Source organism: Pontibacter sp. 13R65 (assembly GCF_047525655.1).
Lineage (GTDB): Bacteria > Bacteroidota > Bacteroidia > Cytophagales > Hymenobacteraceae > Pontibacter.
Genome location: NZ_JBLIQL010000005.1, coordinates 77,106 through 96,934, shown reverse-complemented (window position 1 = coordinate 96,934; position 19,829 = coordinate 77,106). Strand labels below are relative to the sequence as shown.

General features: G+C 44.0%; 14 protein-coding genes. 7 read left to right on the top strand and 7 right to left on the bottom strand.

Annotated elements, in window-relative coordinates:
• Nucleotides 1–856 precede the first annotated feature (856 nt).
• On the top strand, nt 857–2,392 hold the full coding sequence (locus ACMA1I_RS08080; RefSeq protein WP_337067800.1) for a S8 family peptidase: 1,536 nt from the start codon (nt 857–859) through the stop codon (nt 2,390–2,392).
• Nucleotides 2,393–3,119: 727 nt separating this feature from the next.
• Here the strand turns inward: ACMA1I_RS08080 and ACMA1I_RS08075 are convergent.
• On the bottom strand, nt 3,120–3,896 hold the full coding sequence (locus ACMA1I_RS08075) for an outer membrane protein OmpK (RefSeq protein WP_337067799.1): 777 nt from the start codon (nt 3,894–3,896) through the stop codon (nt 3,120–3,122).
• Between the two features lie 781 nt (nt 3,897–4,677).
• On the opposite strand from ACMA1I_RS08075, the gene ACMA1I_RS08070 reads away from it, so the two are divergent.
• Nucleotides 4,678–7,761 carry a PAS domain-containing protein gene (locus ACMA1I_RS08070; protein WP_337067798.1) on the top strand — a complete coding sequence of 1,028 codons (3,084 nt, stop codon included), beginning with the start codon at nt 4,678–4,680 and terminating at the stop codon, nt 7,759–7,761.
• 422 nt (nt 7,762–8,183) lie between these two features.
• On the top strand, nt 8,184–8,549 hold the full coding sequence (locus ACMA1I_RS08065) for a GerW family sporulation protein (RefSeq protein ID WP_337067797.1): 366 nt from the start codon (nt 8,184–8,186) through the stop codon (nt 8,547–8,549).
• Between the two features lie 69 nt (nt 8,550–8,618).
• Here ACMA1I_RS08065 and ACMA1I_RS08060 read toward each other — a convergent pair whose 3' ends face one another.
• The 5 genes from ACMA1I_RS08060 to ACMA1I_RS08040 form a co-directional block, all read right to left on the bottom strand.
• The gene (locus ACMA1I_RS08060; RefSeq protein ID WP_337067796.1) at nt 8,619–9,299 is read right to left on the bottom strand and encodes an ABC transporter ATP-binding protein; all 681 of its coding nucleotides are present in this window, start codon (nt 9,297–9,299) and stop codon (nt 8,619–8,621) included.
• A gap of 1 nt (nt 9,300) precedes the next feature.
• Complete coding sequence (locus ACMA1I_RS08055; protein ID WP_337067795.1) at nt 9,301–10,560, bottom strand: ABC transporter permease; 1,260 nt, start codon at nt 10,558–10,560, stop codon at nt 9,301–9,303.
• Nucleotides 10,557–11,654, bottom strand: coding sequence for an efflux RND transporter periplasmic adaptor subunit (locus tag ACMA1I_RS08050; protein ID WP_337067794.1), 1,098 nt, complete (start codon nt 11,652–11,654; stop codon nt 10,557–10,559). The genes ACMA1I_RS08055 and ACMA1I_RS08050 overlap by 4 nt, the downstream gene beginning before the upstream one ends.
• Nucleotides 11,655–12,430: 776 nt before the next feature.
• Entirely contained in the window at nt 12,431–12,919 is a 489-nt protein-coding gene (locus ACMA1I_RS08045; RefSeq protein ID WP_337067793.1) for a hypothetical protein, read from the bottom strand.
• 12 nt (nt 12,920–12,931) lie between these two features.
• Nucleotides 12,932–14,086, bottom strand: coding sequence for a zinc-dependent alcohol dehydrogenase (locus ACMA1I_RS08040; RefSeq protein ID WP_337067792.1), 1,155 nt, complete (start codon nt 14,084–14,086; stop codon nt 12,932–12,934).
• Between the two features lie 464 nt (nt 14,087–14,550).
• Between ACMA1I_RS08040 and ACMA1I_RS08035 the strand changes: the two genes are divergently transcribed.
• Together ACMA1I_RS08035 and ACMA1I_RS08030 are read left to right on the top strand one after the other, a co-directional pair.
• Nucleotides 14,551–15,306 carry an alpha/beta hydrolase gene (locus tag ACMA1I_RS08035; RefSeq protein WP_337067791.1) on the top strand — a complete coding sequence of 252 codons (756 nt, stop codon included), beginning with the start codon at nt 14,551–14,553 and terminating at the stop codon, nt 15,304–15,306.
• Nucleotides 15,307–16,116: 810 nt separating this feature from the next.
• Nucleotides 16,117–16,836 carry a DUF4397 domain-containing protein gene (locus tag ACMA1I_RS08030; protein ID WP_337067790.1) on the top strand — a complete coding sequence of 240 codons (720 nt, stop codon included), beginning with the start codon at nt 16,117–16,119 and terminating at the stop codon, nt 16,834–16,836.
• Between the two features lie 98 nt (nt 16,837–16,934).
• Here ACMA1I_RS08030 and ACMA1I_RS08025 read toward each other — a convergent pair whose 3' ends face one another.
• The gene (locus ACMA1I_RS08025) at nt 16,935–17,912 is read right to left on the bottom strand and encodes a GlxA family transcriptional regulator (RefSeq protein WP_337067789.1); all 978 of its coding nucleotides are present in this window, start codon (nt 17,910–17,912) and stop codon (nt 16,935–16,937) included.
• An 820-nt stretch (nt 17,913–18,732) separates the two neighbouring features.
• On the opposite strand from ACMA1I_RS08025, the gene ACMA1I_RS08020 reads away from it, so the two are divergent.
• Nucleotides 18,733–19,263, top strand: a complete 531-nt coding sequence (locus ACMA1I_RS08020; protein ID WP_337067788.1) for a DUF4142 domain-containing protein — start codon at nt 18,733–18,735, stop codon at nt 19,261–19,263.
• Nucleotides 19,264–19,487: 224 nt separating this feature from the next.
• Entirely contained in the window at nt 19,488–19,811 is a 324-nt protein-coding gene (locus tag ACMA1I_RS08015; protein WP_337067787.1) for a hypothetical protein, read from the top strand.
• Nucleotides 19,812–19,829: the final 18 nt, after the last annotated feature.

The window sequence follows — 19,829 nt, the reverse complement described above, 5'->3', positions numbered from 1 at the left end:
CCATGTTCTTTGTTCTAAATAATTTCATATTAACAGGGACATAGTATTATAAAATTGATTTTTGATAAATAACAATGCCTTGCCTTCAGGATTTGGCAGTAAAACCCAATAGAATGGAATCAGTTTATTTTTGCTATATAACAAGGGCCGGAGCACCTTCTCCAAATAATGCTTTGCTAAGAACCCAAACAAAGAAATCGTTTGTTGTCTGTTCACCGGGGCGCCTGGCTTAACATTACATATCATTAGTTCAAATACTAACACACTTAATAAATTCCAATTGATGAGCGCTTGTTAGATAAAGATCTCACTTCGGAAATACTATTTCGGAATTTAATTTAAAAGGATAGTATTGTTGGTTCCCTAACTCCTCTTGAGCTCTACAGCTCTAACCTCGATTGTCCACTTCAATGTTGAAACTTGTATTTCAACAGCTTATATTCAACAAATTTTAAAATCTGTTAAAATGCACACTTCAATTACCACGCTAATTACAAATTTTAAAATAACTTACCTTAACCTTCTATTTCACTTTAATTTAATTCTAAAAAGGATTACTGGAAATGACCAGGAAAGCTGAAATAAGCAGTTTTAAAATTTCTAATAAAATTTTGATTAATTAATTTGGTAGGCTAATATTTTCCTCCTATATTGAAAGAGCGACAAGTTGCTATTGTACAATCGACCCTATTATCCATTACCTCCTATTTATTAAAATCAGTTTCTGCGCCTTTTGCTGGTATTAAGAAATTATTTGCTGTTACTATATTTTATTTTCAGTATTATTCCGCGACTACTCCTGTAACCGCGGCAGGGAAAGCTTTTTTCATTTTTTAACTACATCTATATCTTACCTATGAACACAAGAAAATTTACTCCTGCAAAATTAGCGTGTCCTCTATTTTTTGCTTTCATGGGCATGTTTGGCTGTAACCCGGAGGTTGAAGTAGATCCTGCTACTAACCTGGACCTGGATGCTGCCAGCAATGCCAAGATCGCCAACGGCGCAACCAATGTGAAATACCGCGGCAAACACTATATTGTGCTTTCTGCCCAGGAAAAACTTCCGGCAGGCCTAGAAGGCAAGCTCACAGCTGCCAATGGCAAGATCAACAGGCTTTACGCCGAAGTAGGTGTTGCCACGGCATATTCCGAAGACCCTGAATTTTCGGCCAAGGCCAGTAAAATTCCTGGTGTGCGCTCTGTTGTGCGCGACCTCGATATTGAATGGCTGAAGCCTGAAGATCAGAAGGTGGTGGAAATGGAAAACTTTGGCACTCCTCCCTTTAGTGGTGACGATGACCGCTTTTTTGACCTGCAGTGGGGACATGCAGCCATTCAGGCACCAGAAGCATGGAATGCAGGTGCACGTGGCAAAGGAGTACGTGTAGCGGTATTAGACACAGGCTTTGACCTGGATCACCCGGACCTGGCACCTAATATTGATTTAGCGGCCAGTAAGAGTTTCGTAATAGGAGAACAATTATCTTATGCCCTGCCAGGTGTTGGCAGCCACGGCACGCATACTGCCGGCACCATAGCTGCCGCTGACAACGGCATCGGCATTATAGGTGTAGCGCCGGAAGCCAAGCTAATTCTGGTGAAAGTGCTTCGCGACTCTGGTACCGGTGCCTTCTCCTGGATTATGGATGGCATCGTACATGCCACACAACAAGGGGCCGATGTAATTAACATGAGTATTGGCGCTTCGCTTTACCGTAATGGTAAGTACCTGGATGATAATGGTACTCCTGACGATCCTTCTGACGACTTTTTGGTGAAAGGCGATACCAAAGGGGTACAGGAATTACTTGTTGCCTTGGACCGTGTTACCCGATATGCCAATAAGAACGGCTCCACTCTAATAGCCTCGGCTGGCAACGAAGCGAACAACGGAAATGCCGATAAGTCTCTGGTCCATATTCCTTCCAGCTCTTCCGGCGTGATCTCCATATCTGCTACGGCACCTCGTGGCTGGGCACTGAACCCTACCACTACCTTTATGGATAACCTTGCCTCCTACTCTAACTACGGCACACCTGATGTTCATTTTGCTGCTCCTGGTGGTGATTACATGTACCCCGGTGCCGAAATAGCCACCATAGCTGGTGTTACGCAATATGTTTATGTGTTTGATTACGTTTTCAGTACAGGCAGTAACCTTACTCCGGGCGTTGCCAGCTATTACTGGTCTGTAGGTACCAGCATGGCAGGGCCTCATGCAGCAGGTGTAGCTGCCCTTATAATTGGCCAGAACGGTGGCGATATGGACCCTACCCAAGTGCTAGCCAGAATGCGTGCCTCTGCCGACGACCTGGGCAAACCCGGACGTGACCCGCTATATGGTTACGGACGTGTGAATGCCTTGCGTGCAGTTACCCTTACACAATAACCGTTGAAGCTCTAAACATCAAAGCCCTGCAGCCTGTGCTGCAGGGCTTTGATGTTTTCAGGAGGCAATTAATAAATTTCATTCCATGTCCAATTGTTTTTATATAACTGGCGCAGAAAATGCTCTGGCACCCTCCCGCTGTTGCGCCACCCTCCATTAGAATAATTAACAGATCGAAGCTATAGCTGGTTAACTTCTATTATTGTACATGTAAAGGAATGCAACAAAATGTCAGAAAATAATTTTCGAAACATTTCTACAGTATTTTTGGTTTATTTTTTGCTTAATACGTTATAACACTAAACTAAATTTAGTAACCATGAAAGATACAACCAATTTATTTATTCAGCTTATCAGGATATTCACTGTTTTAAAAAGTAAATATTTTTATAATCAAAAGGAGTTGGTTCTGGTACCTGTTCGAAAATAAGCTTTTTAAAGTACAAGTTCTCAGTACCTTAAACAGCAAGAACAGCCTACCAAAGCTAACTATAAATCAGGCTCCGAAAGGCGCTATTTATTTAAATAATTGCTTTTGAAGCTGGCTAATAGCCTTATATGCTACTCAGATAATTTAGACGGCAAAGCTGTTACAATGCAGCTCCCGTAAACATCCGTTGTTCCGGCCTTACAAGTCTGGGGCAACGGATAGTTTGTTTTTGCGGCAGCTAAGTCAAAACCGCTCACGGTTATAGGGCACACAAGAACCTCCTTTCGCTTTGGTGGCTTACAGGCTGAACAAAATATTGGCCTGCAGAATCGACTCTTCCAGACCGGCTATACCTACCACATTTTTCCAGTAACGCCACTCCGAACCGACATAAACTCGTCCGGGCTTACCGCGTAAGCTGCCTGCGTCTATAAAAAATTGCGGTTGTGTCAGGTATTGTGTTGTGCCAGGTCCCCTGTCTCCGATAAAATCCATGAATCCGCGGAAGCGAAACCGAACAGTCTCAGAAAGCGGCAAAGGAATATCCCAGCTAGGGGTGATTTGGTAAGTACCTTGGAACTCAGCTCCGTTTTGCCTGTAATAGTAAGTTTCGAGTTGCACCAGCCCCGAGCCGGGCACCTTAAACTTAAAAACAGGCCCTACAACAGAAGCGAAAAAATCTTCGTTCCCGCCAAAAAGCACGTTAATGCCACTCCCGATCAGCACATCACGTAGTGGCCCAAATTGGAGGCTGGTGCCCAATGCGCGGCTTAGGCTTATTTTTGGATACCACTCCAGGTAAAGGTCCGGACCAGCTAGGCTGGCATTGTTGAATAAATCGGCAAATCCGAAGTGTTCAAAGGCTCCATAATCGCCAAAATGCTCGAGTGTAATAGTGGCCAGTTTACCTGAACCTTGCAGGCTGTGACCGTAAAGCAGCTGCACATTAGAGCCTCCCTTGTAATTGACCTGCGCAGCAGCCTGCCCTGCTATTAAAATAAGAAAAGCTACAACTAATCGGAAACCCAAAAATTGGCTGCACAAAAGGCTGGATAATGAGTTACGTTGGAACATGCTACGCAGGTATCAGTTTTACATCAGGTACCGGAACATTTCTTAAACTGATCTGCCACCTCTGTCGTTCTACTTAGCGGACAACATAGGTATCAGTTTAATCGGCAGGTAAGTTCAATTAAATTCCAAATGAATTCCGGCTCCATGGTTATACGTGCCGGGGTAGCAAGTGGTAAGACTACTAAGAGTCAGTACTTTCTGAAAATGATTTAATACTGGCAGAGGCCAAAATCGAAATCAAAAATGGAGCTGACCTTAACCTTGGATATGTGAAGTTTAAAATTGATTTCCCGTTACTGGTTAGTCTTACCTTGCCCATATCAGTCCAAAAAAACTTTAATTTTTAGTACCTTTAAGCTGGCAGCTGGCCTTTGCTAACCCCCTCGGTACTTTATTTCCTTTTAATGTACAGGTTATCGAGCTAAACATTGCTGGGTTTAAATTGTTAAAGAAAAACTATGATGGCAGTTCCATTATGTTTACACTTAGAACCAATGCAGCAAGTAAATGAGCTACTCAGGTGCCATGATTTGTATCCTTCGGTTTAAAGGGCAGTTCAACTGCTCATCTTGAAGGTTGCCTACAAAGATGGCCTACCAGTTTAAAACTACCGTTTTTCAGCCCTTATCATTTCTGGAAAAAGAATTAATTATAATTTAAAAATCAGGCATTTGCTTTATGGAAGGAAAGAACCACAGCTAGTCAGTGTACAGTAATAAACCCCACCTAAACAAAATCAATTTGCTACACCGGCCAGCCTTCTTCCAAACTATTATCATCTATGACACACGTACACCTCCCATCCCCAGAAACACTTGCTATTTTTGAAACAGTACCTGATTTGTACCTGATCCTTTCCACGGACCTCAAGATTTTATCAGCCAGCAACAATTTTCTGAAAGTAGTACATAAGACACGTGATGATTTAAAAGGGTTGTCCATATTTGAAGCGTTTCCTGAAAATCCGGATCAGGAAAACGCTAGTGCCATCTCTAGCTTGCGGGATTCCCTTAACTCGGTGCTGGAGCATAAGCAACCTCATAAAATGCGATTACAACGCTACGATGTGCAGGTGCCAGATCAACCGGGAACTTTTGAGGAGAGATACTGGTCACCGTCTACCACTCCTGTTCTCGACCAGCAAGGGAATGTACTCTATTTAATACATAAGACAGAAGATGTAACGGAGCATGTAAAGGAGCAAAGACAAACCAAGAATAAGCAGTTGCAACTCGATAAGCTTACCCACAAGCAGGTTACATTGAACATTGAGTTGATGGCTGCGCGAGCCGAAGCAGAACTGCAGCAACAGAAGCTTTTTAATATTTTAATGGAGGCACCTGCCATGATTTGTATTTTTGAGGGACCGCAGCATGTGTTTAAATTGGTGAACCCACATTACCAGCAGCTGGTTGGCGACCGGCGTATTACGGGTAAGCCCATTGCCGAGGTTATGCCCGAACTGGAGGGGCAACCTATTTTCGACCTGCTCGACAACGTGTACCAGACAGGCGAAACATTTCATGCCCATGAAATGAAAGTGCAGCTCGACCACGAAAACACAGGAAAGCTGGGCCATAACTTCTATAATTTTATTTACAAGGCCATCCGCAACTCAAAAGGCGAAGTAACAGGCATTATGGTATTTGCTTATGAAGTGACAGCACAGGTAAAAGCCCGCCTGGAGGTTGAAGAAAGGGAGCAACGCCTGCAGCAGCTGAATGAGCAATTAGAGGCGGCTAATGAAGAAATACGGGCCTCTAATGAGGAGCTAACCATTACACAGATGGCCTTGCAGCAACTAAATGAGGAGTTAGAAAGCCGTGTGGAAAAAAGAACCAGACAGCTGCTCCACGCCCAGAATGATATTGAGAACCACCGGAATCGGCTGCACACCATTTTTATGCAAGCCTCTGTTCCTATTTGTATTCTGAATGGGGAAGATTTTATATATGAACTTGTAAACCCAGCTTACCAGCAGCTATTGCCTGGCCGCCGCCTGTTTGGCAATTCCATGTTGAAAGAAGCTTTAACAGAACTGGCCGACCACCACCTCGCCGATATGCTCCGGCAAGTATACCGTACCGGCCAAACCTACCGGAACAAGGAAGCATTTGTACCAATTGCCCGGTACGATGGAGGTCCGCTGGAAGACCGTTACTTTAACTACACATTACAGGCCCGTCGCAGCGATGCCGGCGAGATAGACGGCATTATTATAATCGTTTTTGAGGTAACGGAGCAGGTAGAAGCCCGGAAATTAGCAGAACGCAGGTCAACTCAGCTCAAACTCATAACCGATGCCCTTCCGGTGCTGATCGGGTACCTGGATAAAGAAGAACGCTACCAGTTTGCCAACAAAGCGTATGAGGCGTGGTTCCATCAAAAGCCGGAGGACTTGCTGGGCAAGCAGGTTCGTGAAATAGTGGGAGAAAAAGCTTACGCAGGTGTACAAACATTCATTACAAGAGCTCTTGCCGGGGAGCGTCTCGATTTTGAATCTAAGATGCCTTACCGCAAAGACTTTGTAAAGCACATCCGGACAAGCTTTGTGCCGGATGTGAAAGATGGTGAAATTATAGGTTTCTTTACCTTGGTTTCCGACATAACGGAGCAGGTGGTAACGCTGCAGAAAATAGAGGAGCGTGAAAAAGAAGCCTTAGAGCTAGCTCAGAAATTAACAGCGGCGAATGATGATTTGTTACGCTCTAATGCTGCGTTTAAGAACCTCACACAGCAACAACAGCAATTGGTCGCCCTGGTAGAGAACAGCACAGACTTTATTGGGCTTTCTTCACCTGAGGGCAAAGGCATTTACCTCAACCAGGCTGGCCTGGAGTTGGCGGGGCTCGAAAAATGGCACATACAAGAAACCGACATGCTCGATTTTTTTGAGGAGCAAGACCGTGCATTTGCGCAGCAGGTTATTCTGCCAACGTTATTGGAAAAAGACCGTTGGGTAGGAGAAGTCCGGTTCAAAAATAAAAAAACAGGGAAGCTAATACCAGTGTATTATAACTGCTTTACCATTAAAAGTCCAGAAACAGGAGAACTCCTTGGCATAGCAACTATCACCATCGACATTACAGAACGCAAGAAGCAAGAAGCAGCACTGCAGGCGCTCACACAGCAGATTGCCCAAACCAATAAGGAACTGTTGTCGACAAACGAGCAACTCACGCGCACCAACATAGACCTCGATAATTTTATCTATGCCGCCTCTCACGATTTAAAAGCTCCCATTTTTAATATAGAAGGACTACTACAGATATTGATAGATTCTTTGCCCGAGCACGTAGCTAAAACGGATGGGCTTGATGAAGTGATACTGATGATAAGAAATTCTATCCAGCGCTTTAAACGAACGATCGATCACCTGACGGAAGTAACTAAATTACAGAAGGAAAACAACCAGGAGACAGTAGAAATAGAAATTTCCGACATTCTAAACGAAGTGCAGTTGGATCTTGCCCCACAGCTAAAGGAGGCGGAGGCAGAAGTAGAAATTGTGCTGGAAGGTTGCTCCAACATCAGGTTTTCAGAAAAAAATCTTCGTTCAGTTATTTACAACCTGCTCTCCAATGCGGTTAAATACAAAGCGCCCGACCGTAGTTCTAAAGTCAGGATTTACTGTAGGCCCGAAGGCGAATTTACGGTATTGTCGTTTCAGGACAATGGCTTGGGTATTAACCTGAATGGCTACCATAAACTTTTTACTATGTTCGGACGATTGCACGACCACGTGGAAGGATCGGGAGTAGGCTTGTATATGGTAAAGAAGATAGTAGAAAATGCAGGTGGCCGCATTGAAGTGAAAAGCGAAGTAGGTGTAGGCTCTACCTTTACCGTATATTTTAAGAACTAAGTTTTAGACTGATCTTCCTGTTTGCCTACACTTTAGCCCTAAACAGCAAGTGTGCTTAGCTGCCCCTACCCTATTGCAAGCTAAATTGCCTCGAACGTAATTTAAAATAACGCTTTTCGTTATGATTTTAGTCCGTACTAATCTTTATAACTTAGATATGGAGCTAGAGGAATAGCCAGGCACAGCATCTTGTAAATTATTCTAATGATTTTGCCCTTTCAGAGCAATTTAAGCTATTATAAGCACAAGGCTTGGCAAAAGGGTCACTAATTAGAAAACATAAATACCGGGCAGCTTCTATTGATTAAAGAGTGAACCGGCCTGAAAGCAGGATGCAAAGGGACTATCTGATATCTCTAGGTTAACCTGCATAACTTAATTTAACAATTCAGAAGGAGATCATTAACTTCAATCTATATACTATGGAAAATAACGAAAGCAATACCTCCCAAAGCACCTTTGTAGAAAGACTAGCCGAAAAGGTTGGATTGGCAGCCAAAACTTCAGTGATCTACGGCGAGCCTGTTACCCAAAATGGCCTCACGGTTATACCGGTGTCTAAAGTAGCTTACGGTTTTGGTGGAGGTGCCGGCACCAAGGCAGGAGAAGAAGGATCCGGAGGAGGCGGTGGCATTGCCATGATGCCTATTGGTTATATCGAAATAAAAGAAGGAACCAGCAGGTTCAGGCCCATCCGTGATCCGCAAAATGTGATAAAGCTTGTTGCTGTAAGTGGCCTGGTTTCGGTTTTGCTAGTAAGGAGTGTAGCCAAACTTTTACGTAAGTAACGGCGGCTTTTATACATTAGCTTAGCATTGCGGAGAGCCAGCGAGATTCTGAGCTTTGTACCCCTGTATCTAGTGCCTGATAATCCGCCCATCTTCCATTTCAATTATACGTCCGGTATTTTGTGCAAAGCTTTGGTCGTGGGTGACGATCAGGAGTGTCTGTTGATGCGTTTCGGCAAGCTCTTTAAATATATCGAACACCAGTTCGCTGTTTCGCTTATCCAGGTTTCCGGTAGGTTCGTCACCCATAATAATGTAGGGGTCGTTAATAAGCGCCCGGGCAATGGCGACACGTTGTTTCTCTCCGCCAGAAATACGGTAAGCCATTTTCTGAGCCAGATGGTCTATCCCAAGCATTTTTAGACGCTCCATAGCCCGGTGCTCCACTTCCTGCTCCCGGTACTTGTTCAGTTTCAGGCCGGGCAGCATGACGTTGCGCAAAACTGAAAATTCGTTGAGCAGGTAATGAAACTGAAACACAAAACCTATTTTCGCATTCCGGATATGCGCCAGTTCTGCATCTGATTTACCTGTCATCAGTTCTCTGTCTATTAACAGCTCGCCCTGATAGTCGGTGTCCATGGTAGATAAAATGTACAGCAGGGTTGATTTGCCACAGCCTGACTTGCCGATAACCGATACAAATTCCCCTTTGGTAATAGTGAAATTGATGTCGGTTAGCACCTGCACCGTTACCGGGTCGTGGAATTGTTTGTGAATATGCCTTGCCTCTAGAATAATCTCCCTCATTTTACTTGCCTCTGATAATTTCTACAGGATCTACTTTACTGGCTTTACGGGCCGGGAAAAAACCTGCCAGGTAAGTAGTGAGGAGCGAAAAGGAACCTCCTATAAAATAATAGAGCGGGTTATAGTTTACCGGGAATGTCTTTATAGTAGGCAAGGCCGCCGTCACAAAGGGAATATTATCTATAACCATCGAAAACAAAAGGCCTAACAGCAGCCCCACCAATCCGCCGAAAAACCCAATACTCAAAGCTATTACCAGAAATACCCGGTTTACATCGCTCCCAGAAAAGCCTGTAGCCTTTAAAATGGCAATGGAATCCATTTTTTCGTAAATCATCATGTTCAGGATGTTGAAGATACCGAAGCCCGCTACTACAAGCAGCGTAATGCCAACTGCATACGAAATAAGAGAACGCACATTGCTGCCCGTTTCAAACTGCGAATTGGCAGTCTGGATGTCTTCGGCATCTATGTTAAAAACAGAAGCATACTCTTTTGCCACCGCTGGGGCCATGTCCAGATCGTGTAGCTTTACCTGGATATCGGTCATGTAATTATTCGGTTTGCCCAACAGTTTTTGTGTGGTGCCAATAGAGGCATAGCATTGCACCTTATCGATTTCCTGTATGCCCGACTGAAAATACCCGACCACTTTCAGGGAAAACCGCTCGCCCAGCACCGTCGTTATCTGCACCACATCTCCTATGTCGGCTACCAGAATATCGGCAAGGCCTTTGCCCAGAATAATGCTGTTCGCTACATTTTTAGCATCAATAGCATGGCCGGTGGTCACGTAATCCTGAAAGTTGAACAGGCGGTTTTCTTCCTCCACATCCACCCCATTTATTACTCCTGTTATATCAATAGTGCCCTCGTTAAAAAACACTTGTGCTGTAAGTTTAGGCGTGGCTCCGAGTACGCGGGCATCAGCTTTAACAGCCTTTAAAATAGGGCCGCTGTTGTAGATCTCCTGCCGCGAAATACCAGATTTAACAGAACTGATAAAATTATAAGAATTTTTAAAGTCGGCAGATAGGTTTACGGGCTGCTGCTGGGTAGGCTTAATTTCGTTGTAGAGTCGCACATGTGGTGTCCGGTTCAGGATCAGGCCATCTAGCATATCGTTCAGGCCATTCATAAAGCCAAGCAGCGTAATAAACATGGCGATGCTAAAAGTTACCCCCACGGCTGCCACCAGCGTTTGCCGCCACCGTGCCAGCAACAAAGACCTGGCTATTCCGATAATTAGTTTACCATTCATGGCACCGGTTTTACAAGCACGATTTCTTTGTTCAGGCCATCCAGAATTTCTACTTTTTGGTAGTCTTTAAGGCCTGTGGTCACCTTTACTCTTTCACCCTTCTCAGTTTCCACAAAGCTGCCCTCCACCAGGTAATCGCGTGGAATAAGTAAAGCGTTTTCTTTTTGCTGAATAATGATATTGGCTTCGGTAGTCAGGTTCGGATAAAGTGAGGGGGGCATGCGTACAAAGACTGCTTCTACGGTAAATGAACGGGTTCTCTCGTTCATGGCCGGATTAATTTTAGACACCTCCGCCTCAAACACCTGGCCCTGGTAACTATCGAGATTTAGTAGCACCCGCTGCCCTGGTTTAATGCGGGCTATATCATATTCATCTACCTGCAGCTCAATTATAAATTCATCGGCATCTCCTACAATGGCAACCGGGCTCTGAGGGCTTACCATCTCTCCTTTCTCTTTCAGCAGGCTATACACTTTGCCAGCTGTCTCGCTCCTGATGGTGTAATTCTCTGTTAAAGTCTGGCTGATCTGCAGGTTTTTCTGCGATTGCCGGAATGCAAAATCAAGTTGTTTTTTCAGGTCCTGGTACCGCAGTATAGCCGACCGGTAGGCTGTGACCGCATTCTGATAACTTAGCTCACGTTGCTCCAGTTCTACACGGGTGCCAATCTGGTTTTTCCAGAGGTTCTGCTGCCGCAGGAGCAACAGCGAGTCGTTCTGCATTTTGCTACGGGCCAGGTCTATGGCAGCTTGCAGTTCATTTAACTTTTCAGTATTCGCACTTACGCGTGCATATTCAGCGGCCAATCGGGCATTTTCAGTGCTGAGTTGGGCTGTCTCGTTATCGATCTCCAACAAGGGTGCCCCCTTTTGCACCACATCGCCTTCTGTTACCAGAATCTGCTTGATAATGCCGTTCACCACCGGAAACACCTGATACTGATTCTTACTTTTTACAACTCCAGAGGCATATACTGATTCCGAGATTGAATCGACAGTTGGCTGTGTTTTTTCCTGCTTTCTGCCGCAAGAAAAAACTAGCAACAATAGCTGCATGGCGCAAAAGAGCTTTAGCAAAGAAAGGAGCTTCATGTGGCCGGGTTTAAAATTCAACGAAGTACTTTACCAGACACTACAACAGGTTTAACATTACGGAACTTGCTGTTTTATAAAATCAAATGTAAGAGATTCGGCAGTTCATTGCTTAAAAATCTAAAGCTCGAATCAAATTATTTACCTAAATTATTCTAATAAAAATACCCTTCCAGAGGGTTTAGAAAGATTTAATTATCATGACGAAATGGAATGAGTTTAATGCAGTAAGTGCGCAGACATATTTCAGTCACGTATCCCTTACATAAAATTTTTACAATTAGTAAAGAATAAAAAAGGCACAGGCAATAATCAGCGCCTGTGCCTTTAAAAGCACTATCTGAGGAGGTAAAGGTTACTTTACAGTATAAGTTTGCAAGGCAAATCTACCCATATTACCGGCATCCGTTAAAATCAGGCCAACCCCTTTGGCATAGTAATAATTTGTAGTAGTTGTAACTGGAGCTACATTTCCTTGATAGCTAAAGCTCGTAACCGCCTTTACCTGCAGAACATCCTTAAACGACTTATCTAAAACAGTTTTATTCAGGTTCTTTTACAGAAGGCGACCTTAGCCTTCCATAGGATTCTCCATATTTCAGATACTGAATAAAGTATAAGGTAAGGCATTAATGAATAGTAGAATAAAACTAAGTACAACTTTGCTGCATTAAAATTCCCCAATATTTCCACCATCAATAGTTTTATAAAATGAAAAGGGACAAGCCGTATTCATGGCCTGTCCCTTTTCATTTATGAGAATCTGTTGCCCTCCCTTAATCTTTGTTTTTTCTATTAAAGTACAGCACCATAGCCGTGGCAATAGCAGCTCCTATGGCTACTTTTTGCAACAGGGCAGTGCGGTTATACTTCCACTCGGCATTATAGCCTTTTTCTGCCAGAATATTGGGAATATGGCCTCTGCTTAAGTCCTCTATAATGCCTTCTACTACATTAATGCGATCGGCCAGGAGCAGCGGGAGCCAGTGGCCATAGCTGTTCTCGCTAAACTTAAAGGCATAGCGCCGAAGCATGCCACTGAGACCAGAAGGTGGCGTAGAGGTTCCAAACACAGCCGTTACATTTGGTCGTTCAATAGAATGCAGAATTTCTACTGTTATGGGCTGCTGCGTAGGCCTATCCCAGTTGTAGCCTTTGTGCTCCTCATTAGTACGGCGCTTGTAAGGGTAAGTAGGGTCATTCTTAGGATCAGCATCAATGCCCCACCCATTTATCAGGTTATAATCTGCTGGTTTATTTTCCATAGTCGTTATAGTTTACATCCTGGCTGAAGGCGGAACCAGAACTGGTTTAATACAATTGTCGAGCTTGGCGGAGAACATGCGGTAAGCATCAGACACCTCCTCTAAAGGAATGTGGTGAGTAATAAGTGCTTTCGGATTCAGCACGCCATTCTGGATATGGTCGATCAGCTTTGGTAACAGACGCTTTACCGAAGCCTGGTTGGCCCTAATGGTAATGCCTTTGTTTACCACATTTCCTATCGGAATCAGGTTATCAGTAGGACCATAAACGCCCACAATAGACACAATGCCTCCTTTCTTAACTGAGTTGATAGCCCAGTGCAGTGCCGTGGCAGAGCCTGCCTGCAAGAACAGTTTTCTTCCGGTAATTGTCTGCATGGCATTACCGGCCGCCTCTGCTCCAACTGCATCTATACACACGTCGGCACCCATCCAATCGGTGGTTTTCTTTACAAAAACTACCACATCATCTATTTCTCTAAAATTATAGGCCTCGCACTGCGCATAATTTCTAACGAACTCCAGCCTATAATCTACCTGGTCAAACACGATCACGCGGCCGGCCCCAAACAGCCAGGCACATTTTGCCGCCATTATACCAACCGGTCCGGCACCAAACACCACTACCGTATCTCCTTTTTGTATGCCACCCATTTCCGCAGCCTGGTAACCGGTTGGCACCACATCTGTCAGCAGTACAGCATCATCCGGGTCCATACCTTCCGGAATAACCGTAGGGCTTACATCGGCATAGGGTACACGCACATACTCTGCCTGGCCTCCATCGTAGCCACCAGCTGTGTGCGAATAGCCGAAAATGCCACCAACAGCCGTAGCCTGCGGATTGGACTCGTGACAGTTGCCGTAAAGTTCCTGCTTGCAAAAGGCACATTTACCACAGGCAATGTTAAAGGGCACCATAACATGATCGCCCACCTTTAGCTTTTGAACCTCTGCTCCTATTTCTTCCACCACGCCAATAAACTCATGCCCAAAGGTCATTCCCACGCGGGTATCTGGCACACTGCCATTGTATAAATGTAAATCAGACCCACAAATGCAGGAGCGGGTAACCCGAATAATAGCATCCTGTGGATGTTGGATCTTAGGCATGGGCTTATGATCAATCCGAACCCGGAGGGGTCCACGGTAATTCATTGCTAGCATATAGATAAACCTTTCGTGTTAAGTGATACAAACCCTACAACAGTTACCAGTCAAAAGGAATTTTTACAAGTTTCCAAACTGGCAGTTAGTTGTAGTACTAAAGTATAGTAAAGTACTAGTCTGTAATTTCAAAGTTGCGGCAGCGGTATGCCTCAGCAGGATTTACGTATTTATTCTTATTGATTTACCGTATTTAAACTTACTACAAAATTCAAAACACTGGTTTTAAGAAAAAGAAAATCTTATTCCGCCTGTTTCGTTTTATCTATTCCCGCCCACTATATAATTGGATATTCTTTCAGAACTGCTGACCTGGAACCTTCGAATTGAATTTAGCCTATAACCTGGCTTTGACTAGCCATGCCATCCGTATACTAGCTTATCGGCATTCAGAAAAAAGCATGCACCAGACTTAGTCTATGATAAGAACAGCTATTGTTTTATTGATCCTTTACCTTCTACTTATGAGCCTATTATCTTTTCAGCAGGAACGCCTCATCTTTTTTCCGCAATCTCTGCCTGTCAGCCACACTTTCAGCTTTCAGCAGGAATTCAAAGAAATTTATATTCCGACCAAAGACGGAATAAAGTTACATGGCCTGTTGTTTAAAGCGGAAGCTCCCAAAGGGTTGGTGTTCTACCTGCATGGTAATGCAGGCTCCGTTGATTCATGGGGAGGAATTGCCCCTACCTACACCGACCTCGGCTATGATATTTTTATTCTCGATTATCGGGGTTTTGGAAAGAGTGAAGGCCACATCAGCAGCGAAAAGCAATTTTTTGAAGATGTACAAACGGCTTATTCTCATTTAACATCTCTGTACCCTGAAGAGCAGCTAATAGTAGCAGGTTATTCTATAGGCACTGGGCCTGCTGCTATGCTGGCTGCTACTAATAACCCTGGCCTGCTTATTCTGCAGGCTCCTTATTATAGCCTTGGCGACCTCATGCACAAGCTGTATCCGTTTGTGCCTGCCTTTCTGTTGCAGTACAAATTTGAAACTTACCGTTACCTCGAAAAGACGAAGGCTCCTGTAGTACTTTTCCATGGGAAACAAGATGAAATTATTTATTATGGTTCCTCAGAAAAGCTCCAAAAGCATCTGAAGCCTGATGATAAAATAATGCTGCTGAATGGGCAGGGCCATAACGGCATGAACGATAACCCAAAATACAAAGAAGAGCTGGCTCACATACTTCGCACCTATCGTAATAGATAAATTCAGGCTAGCTAAAGACTCATCCCTAAGGTTGAATTCTTGTCTAAATCCCTCCGGAAGGCCTTTTTCATTAGAAGAATCTTTTGTCTGCGCCTAATTCAAAATTAATAATAAACTCCGGAAGGTATCTATGTTAAAAAAGCCTAAGATCTTGCCCTTCATTTTTGCCTCTGGAAGGGCAAGATCATTAGAAGAATTTACCTGAAGACTAATTTAAAACAATGTATTGCGGCAGGAGGCTACGAAGGGAACATGTGAGCCAGGTGCACCTATAGAGGCTCCACTGTCTGAGCGTTCAGCGAGTTTGGAGCATCTTGATTTTTTTGGTTCTTTTTGTATCAAGACAAAAAGAACAGGAAGGTCAGCAATAAAACAGCTTCACGCCGCTGTTACAGCAAAAGCAGCAGCTATGCGAACTTAGACCAAAATACCTTTAGCTATTGCTATGCCTTTCGCCCACGCTGGAAAGTGAAACCCTTGGCATGAAAGTACGAGCTACAAGCTCGCACTAGCAAGGGAACTAACTCACCTCAACTCAGAAAGGTCATAAATCAAGAATTAAACATTCTCCCCTGGTAGTTTACAGGCACCACCGATGCTTGCTACTTCCTGATTTTGTGCAGGTTAGTAAAATTATCAGAAGTGACACGCGCTTTTAAAGCAACGCTGAAGCATGCGCTACTATTTTTCTTTGTAGATGGATGCAACCATTGGCCCGGTTCCTGGGTCATCAAAGTAACTGTGCTGCCTGGGCTGAGGCCAGCAGGGAGCAGATCCGTTTCTTAACCAAATACTTACCAAAACTTTACCATGCAGAATCCATTCAAAAAACTATCTTTCCGCAAAGGTGCCCTTTTATGCTGCAGCTTGTTTGCCGCAGTCTCCTTAACCAGTTGCTTAGACGATGAACGGGAAACTCCGGAGCCGATACCACTTTCCTTTGTAAGCTTTTACCAAGGCTCTCCAACAAATCAGGAATACGATTATCTGGTTGACAATCAACGGATATCGAACCAAGGCCTTAAATACACTACTCATTCTGGCTATTTAAACTATAAAGTAGGTGACAGAAAAATAAAAGTAAATGCTGTAAATACCGTTAATGCGCTAATAGACACCACTCTTAACTTTCAGGAGAATAAGTTCTACTCCCTGTTCCTGGCAGGAGTGCATCCTGATGTGAGCCTTATAGCTATACATGACACGGTAGGTGCTCTTTCTACTGGTAAAGCGGCTCTCCGCATTATCAATTTATCTCCCGATGCTCCAGGTATCGACATTAGCACCACCGGCAGCCAAGCTACTGTGTTAGCGACTAACCTGGAGTTTAAAGAACATACCGAGTTTCAGGTGCTAGATGCCACCGCCCAAACGCTGCAAGTAAAGGTAACAGGAACAGAGCAGGTGCTGATGACGAATCCTTCTGTTACATTAACTTCCGGGAAAGCGCATACGCTTATAATCCGGGGATTTGCCAATCCGCCGGCCGGCAACAACAACACGCTCAGTGCCCAATTCATGCCCAATTAAAAGTCTCCTCCTTTATAAAAACAATAAGGCCACTGAAAAACAGTGGCCTTATTGTTTTAACCTACGGAAACCGCTAATTATTTCTGCTAAGCCAGCTGCTAGGCAACTGCCTCCAGGTTATATTTACTGCGGTACTGCACCGGCGAAAGCCCGGTAATACGTTTAAAAGTAGATCTGAACGCTTTGGGGTCGGAGTAGCCGACATTGTACATTACTTCGTTTACATTTTCGCGGGATGTCTCTAGGCTCATTTTGGCAGCTTCTATTTTAACCCGCTGTATGTATTCCACAATAGAGTTGGCGGTTGCTTTTTTAAAGCGGCGCTCCAGGTTTCTGCGGCTGAGCGCGAGCATGGAAGCCAGCTGTTCCACCGATATCTTCTCCTGGAAATTCTGCTCAATATACTCCTGCGCTTTTTTAATCTGATCATCTTCGTGTTCCTTCTGGCCTTTAAAGATCATAAACGGTGACTGGCTTTTTCGCTCAATCTCAATCTGAAAAGCTTTCGACATAAAAACCGCCACCTCCCGGCCTGCATATTTTTCTATGAGGTACAAAATGAGGTTCAGGTACGAAAAGGCGCCGCCACTAGAGTAAATGCCCTGCTCATCTGTAATGATCTTATCTTCTACCAGGTTTACCTCCGGAAACATTTTTCTAAAATCGTTGGCTGCCATCCAATGAGTGGCGCATTGTTTACCGGTTACCAAGCCCGTAGATGCCAGTAAAAAAGCGCCTACGCACAAGCTGGCTACCTCTGCTCCAGCCATATGCTGCTTCCTGATCCAGGGAATAAACTCCTGGTTATGCTCCAGGTTTTGCACCATGTCTCCATCCAGGGCAGGAATAATAATCAGGTCTGTTTTTCGGACATCAGCAGCACACACATCTGTAAAGACTTTATATATGCCTCCTGCCACCGACACTTCTTTAGTCAGGCCTACCAGCTGCACCTCAAACAAGGTGGGCCTGCCCATGCTCCGCAAGAGTTTATTCACTTCCGAGAGCACCTGGCGTGGTCCTTCTACACTACCTAAAACAGCGCCTTTAGGCACAAGTATAGAGATATGTTTCATGGGATTGTTTCTCAATTTAAAAACCCTCTTACCACGGCAAAGCAGCAGCATCCGAGAATTCAGCCATTCCAAGTTAGAAATAATTCTTGTCGCAATCAATTCTACTCCTACCATATTCTTAGGTGAGATAGGCAGGCGCTTTAATTAAAGAATATCCACATACACTATCTCCAAAACAGGAGCTATTAAGATGTAATCGATTATCAAGCGTCCTCCGGCCTTAGTTGCGGAAGAGTGCCTTTACTGCTGCTGTGGTTGTTTACAAGTACCAGCTTTCCCCAATTATTGTAATGAAATTGCGCTTCCGGAGGCTAAAAATCTCAAACTGGAGCTAAAGTTAAGCAGCACATGTAAAGAAAGAGGATAACGCCCTTATACAACAAGGATCCTGCTTACCTCCTGAAGGGCAATTTCATTAGCATAATTTGACTGTTCTCCTTAAAATCAATCAGATGCTTGCACAGATGCCTTCTATGGACTGTACCTCCATTTTCTGAATTGCCTATAGTGCGCGTAACCAGGTTTTATACTTAGAAAACAATAAGTGTAAATACCTCACCTCTTGACTTTTCTGTAAAAGAGAGGCCTATAATAGCTGGAAGAAAATAACAACTAGCAATTAAAAACAGCATTATTAAAACATGCAATAACATGGATTCCAAGAAACTGAGATTATAATATTATATTATTATAATATATAACTAAATCAATTCCGTATTTAATCTCTTTAAATTCAGTAATCTGCTTTCAGCCTAAGTTTCTACAGCTCGTTTATTAGAAGCAATAACAATTTTATTATTCTCAATCTTATCCTTCAACTATGAAAGCAATTATGCTAAAAGGAAAAATTCTATTATTGTTTTTTGTTGCTTTGGGAGCATTAACTTCTTGTAACGACGACGATGATGCTAACCCTAACAGGCTAACGAAAGAAAGCTTTATGCAACAGGCAGCTGCCAGCGATTTATTTGAAATTCAAACTGGAGAAATGGCTGCTCAAAAAGGCACCATGAATGATGTAAAAACATTTGGCCAATTACTTGTAACGGATCACACCATGACGAGTAATCAACTTAAGACTCTGGCACAGCAAATAGGAGTTACGTTGCCTACCACCTTGCCACAAGACAAACAGGAAAGAAAAACAAGGCTCGAAGGACTAACCGGGGCTGCCTTCGACAAGGAATTTGCCAACATGCAGGTTGTAGCGCACCAGGAAGCAATTGCGCTGTATGAAAGAGCTGAAGATGAGGTAGAGGATGACCAGGTAGAAAACTTTGCAGAAGGTGTATTACCTCACCTACGCATGCACCTCCAGGAAGCACAGCGATTGGTAGAAGCTTTAAAATAAGTTAAACTAATAAAGTTAAGAGTTGCTTGGGTAAGTCGGACAGCTCCTACTTTTTTTACTTATCGGCTAAAAGTTAAGCCAGCTCTACTGTAAAAGAGAGCCTGCACTATTTTTGGGAGCTACTTGCCCCTATCTTAAAACTCAGATTGTTCGTAAAACTAGAAGCTCACCAGTAGTGGTGGGTTAAAGAGAACATTGTTACAAACTAAAGAAGGAGATGAACCATGGCAGACACAAATAAAAGTAACGAACTCAAATCGCATGACTCTAACAATGGAGGCGTAAGCGGCCAGCCTCAAGGCGGGCAAACGGGGCCAGTGGCAGGGGGAGCCGATAATACGCGCGGCGAAAACAAACCAAGCAGAGAAGGAACAAGTGGCGGAGCCAAAAAAGGCAAAGCCAGTCCGGATAAAGGCCCGAATGCCAACTCCAGCACCACCACCCGTGGCGCAGACAGTTCCGACAAGGAGTTCCGTAATAATCAGCCAAATGCCAGCACCCTAAAAGGGCATAAGAGCAACGAAGGCTTAGGCAACGAAAAAGAATAAAACCAGGATCTAACTAGC

Excerpts from the sequence above, each read along its gene's own strand:
- ACMA1I_RS08070 (WP_337067798.1), top strand. The coding sequence starts at position 4,678 with ATGACACACGTACACCTCCCATCCCCAGAAACACTTGCTATTTTTGAA.
- ACMA1I_RS08030 (WP_337067790.1), top strand. The coding sequence starts at position 16,117 with ATGCAGAATCCATTCAAAAAACTATCTTTCCGCAAAGGTGCCCTTTTA.
- ACMA1I_RS08015 (WP_337067787.1), top strand. The coding sequence starts at position 19,488 with ATGGCAGACACAAATAAAAGTAACGAACTCAAATCGCATGACTCTAAC.
- ACMA1I_RS08035 (WP_337067791.1), top strand. The coding sequence starts at position 14,551 with ATGAGCCTATTATCTTTTCAGCAGGAACGCCTCATCTTTTTTCCGCAA.
- ACMA1I_RS08055 (WP_337067795.1), bottom strand. The coding sequence starts at position 10,560 with ATGAATGGTAAACTAATTATCGGAATAGCCAGGTCTTTGTTGCTGGCA.
- ACMA1I_RS08065 (WP_337067797.1), top strand. The coding sequence starts at position 8,184 with ATGGAAAATAACGAAAGCAATACCTCCCAAAGCACCTTTGTAGAAAGA.
- ACMA1I_RS08025 (WP_337067789.1), bottom strand. The coding sequence starts at position 17,912 with ATGAAACATATCTCTATACTTGTGCCTAAAGGCGCTGTTTTAGGTAGT.
- ACMA1I_RS08060 (WP_337067796.1), bottom strand. The coding sequence starts at position 9,299 with ATGAGGGAGATTATTCTAGAGGCAAGGCATATTCACAAACAATTCCAC.
- ACMA1I_RS08040 (WP_337067792.1), bottom strand. The coding sequence starts at position 14,086 with ATGCTAGCAATGAATTACCGTGGACCCCTCCGGGTTCGGATTGATCAT.
- ACMA1I_RS08020 (WP_337067788.1), top strand. The coding sequence starts at position 18,733 with ATGAAAGCAATTATGCTAAAAGGAAAAATTCTATTATTGTTTTTTGTT.
- ACMA1I_RS08045 (WP_337067793.1), bottom strand. The coding sequence starts at position 12,919 with ATGGAAAATAAACCAGCAGATTATAACCTGATAAATGGGTGGGGCATT.
- ACMA1I_RS08080 (WP_337067800.1), top strand. The coding sequence starts at position 857 with ATGAACACAAGAAAATTTACTCCTGCAAAATTAGCGTGTCCTCTATTT.
- ACMA1I_RS08050 (WP_337067794.1), bottom strand. The coding sequence starts at position 11,654 with ATGAAGCTCCTTTCTTTGCTAAAGCTCTTTTGCGCCATGCAGCTATTG.
- ACMA1I_RS08075 (WP_337067799.1), bottom strand. The coding sequence starts at position 3,896 with ATGTTCCAACGTAACTCATTATCCAGCCTTTTGTGCAGCCAATTTTTG.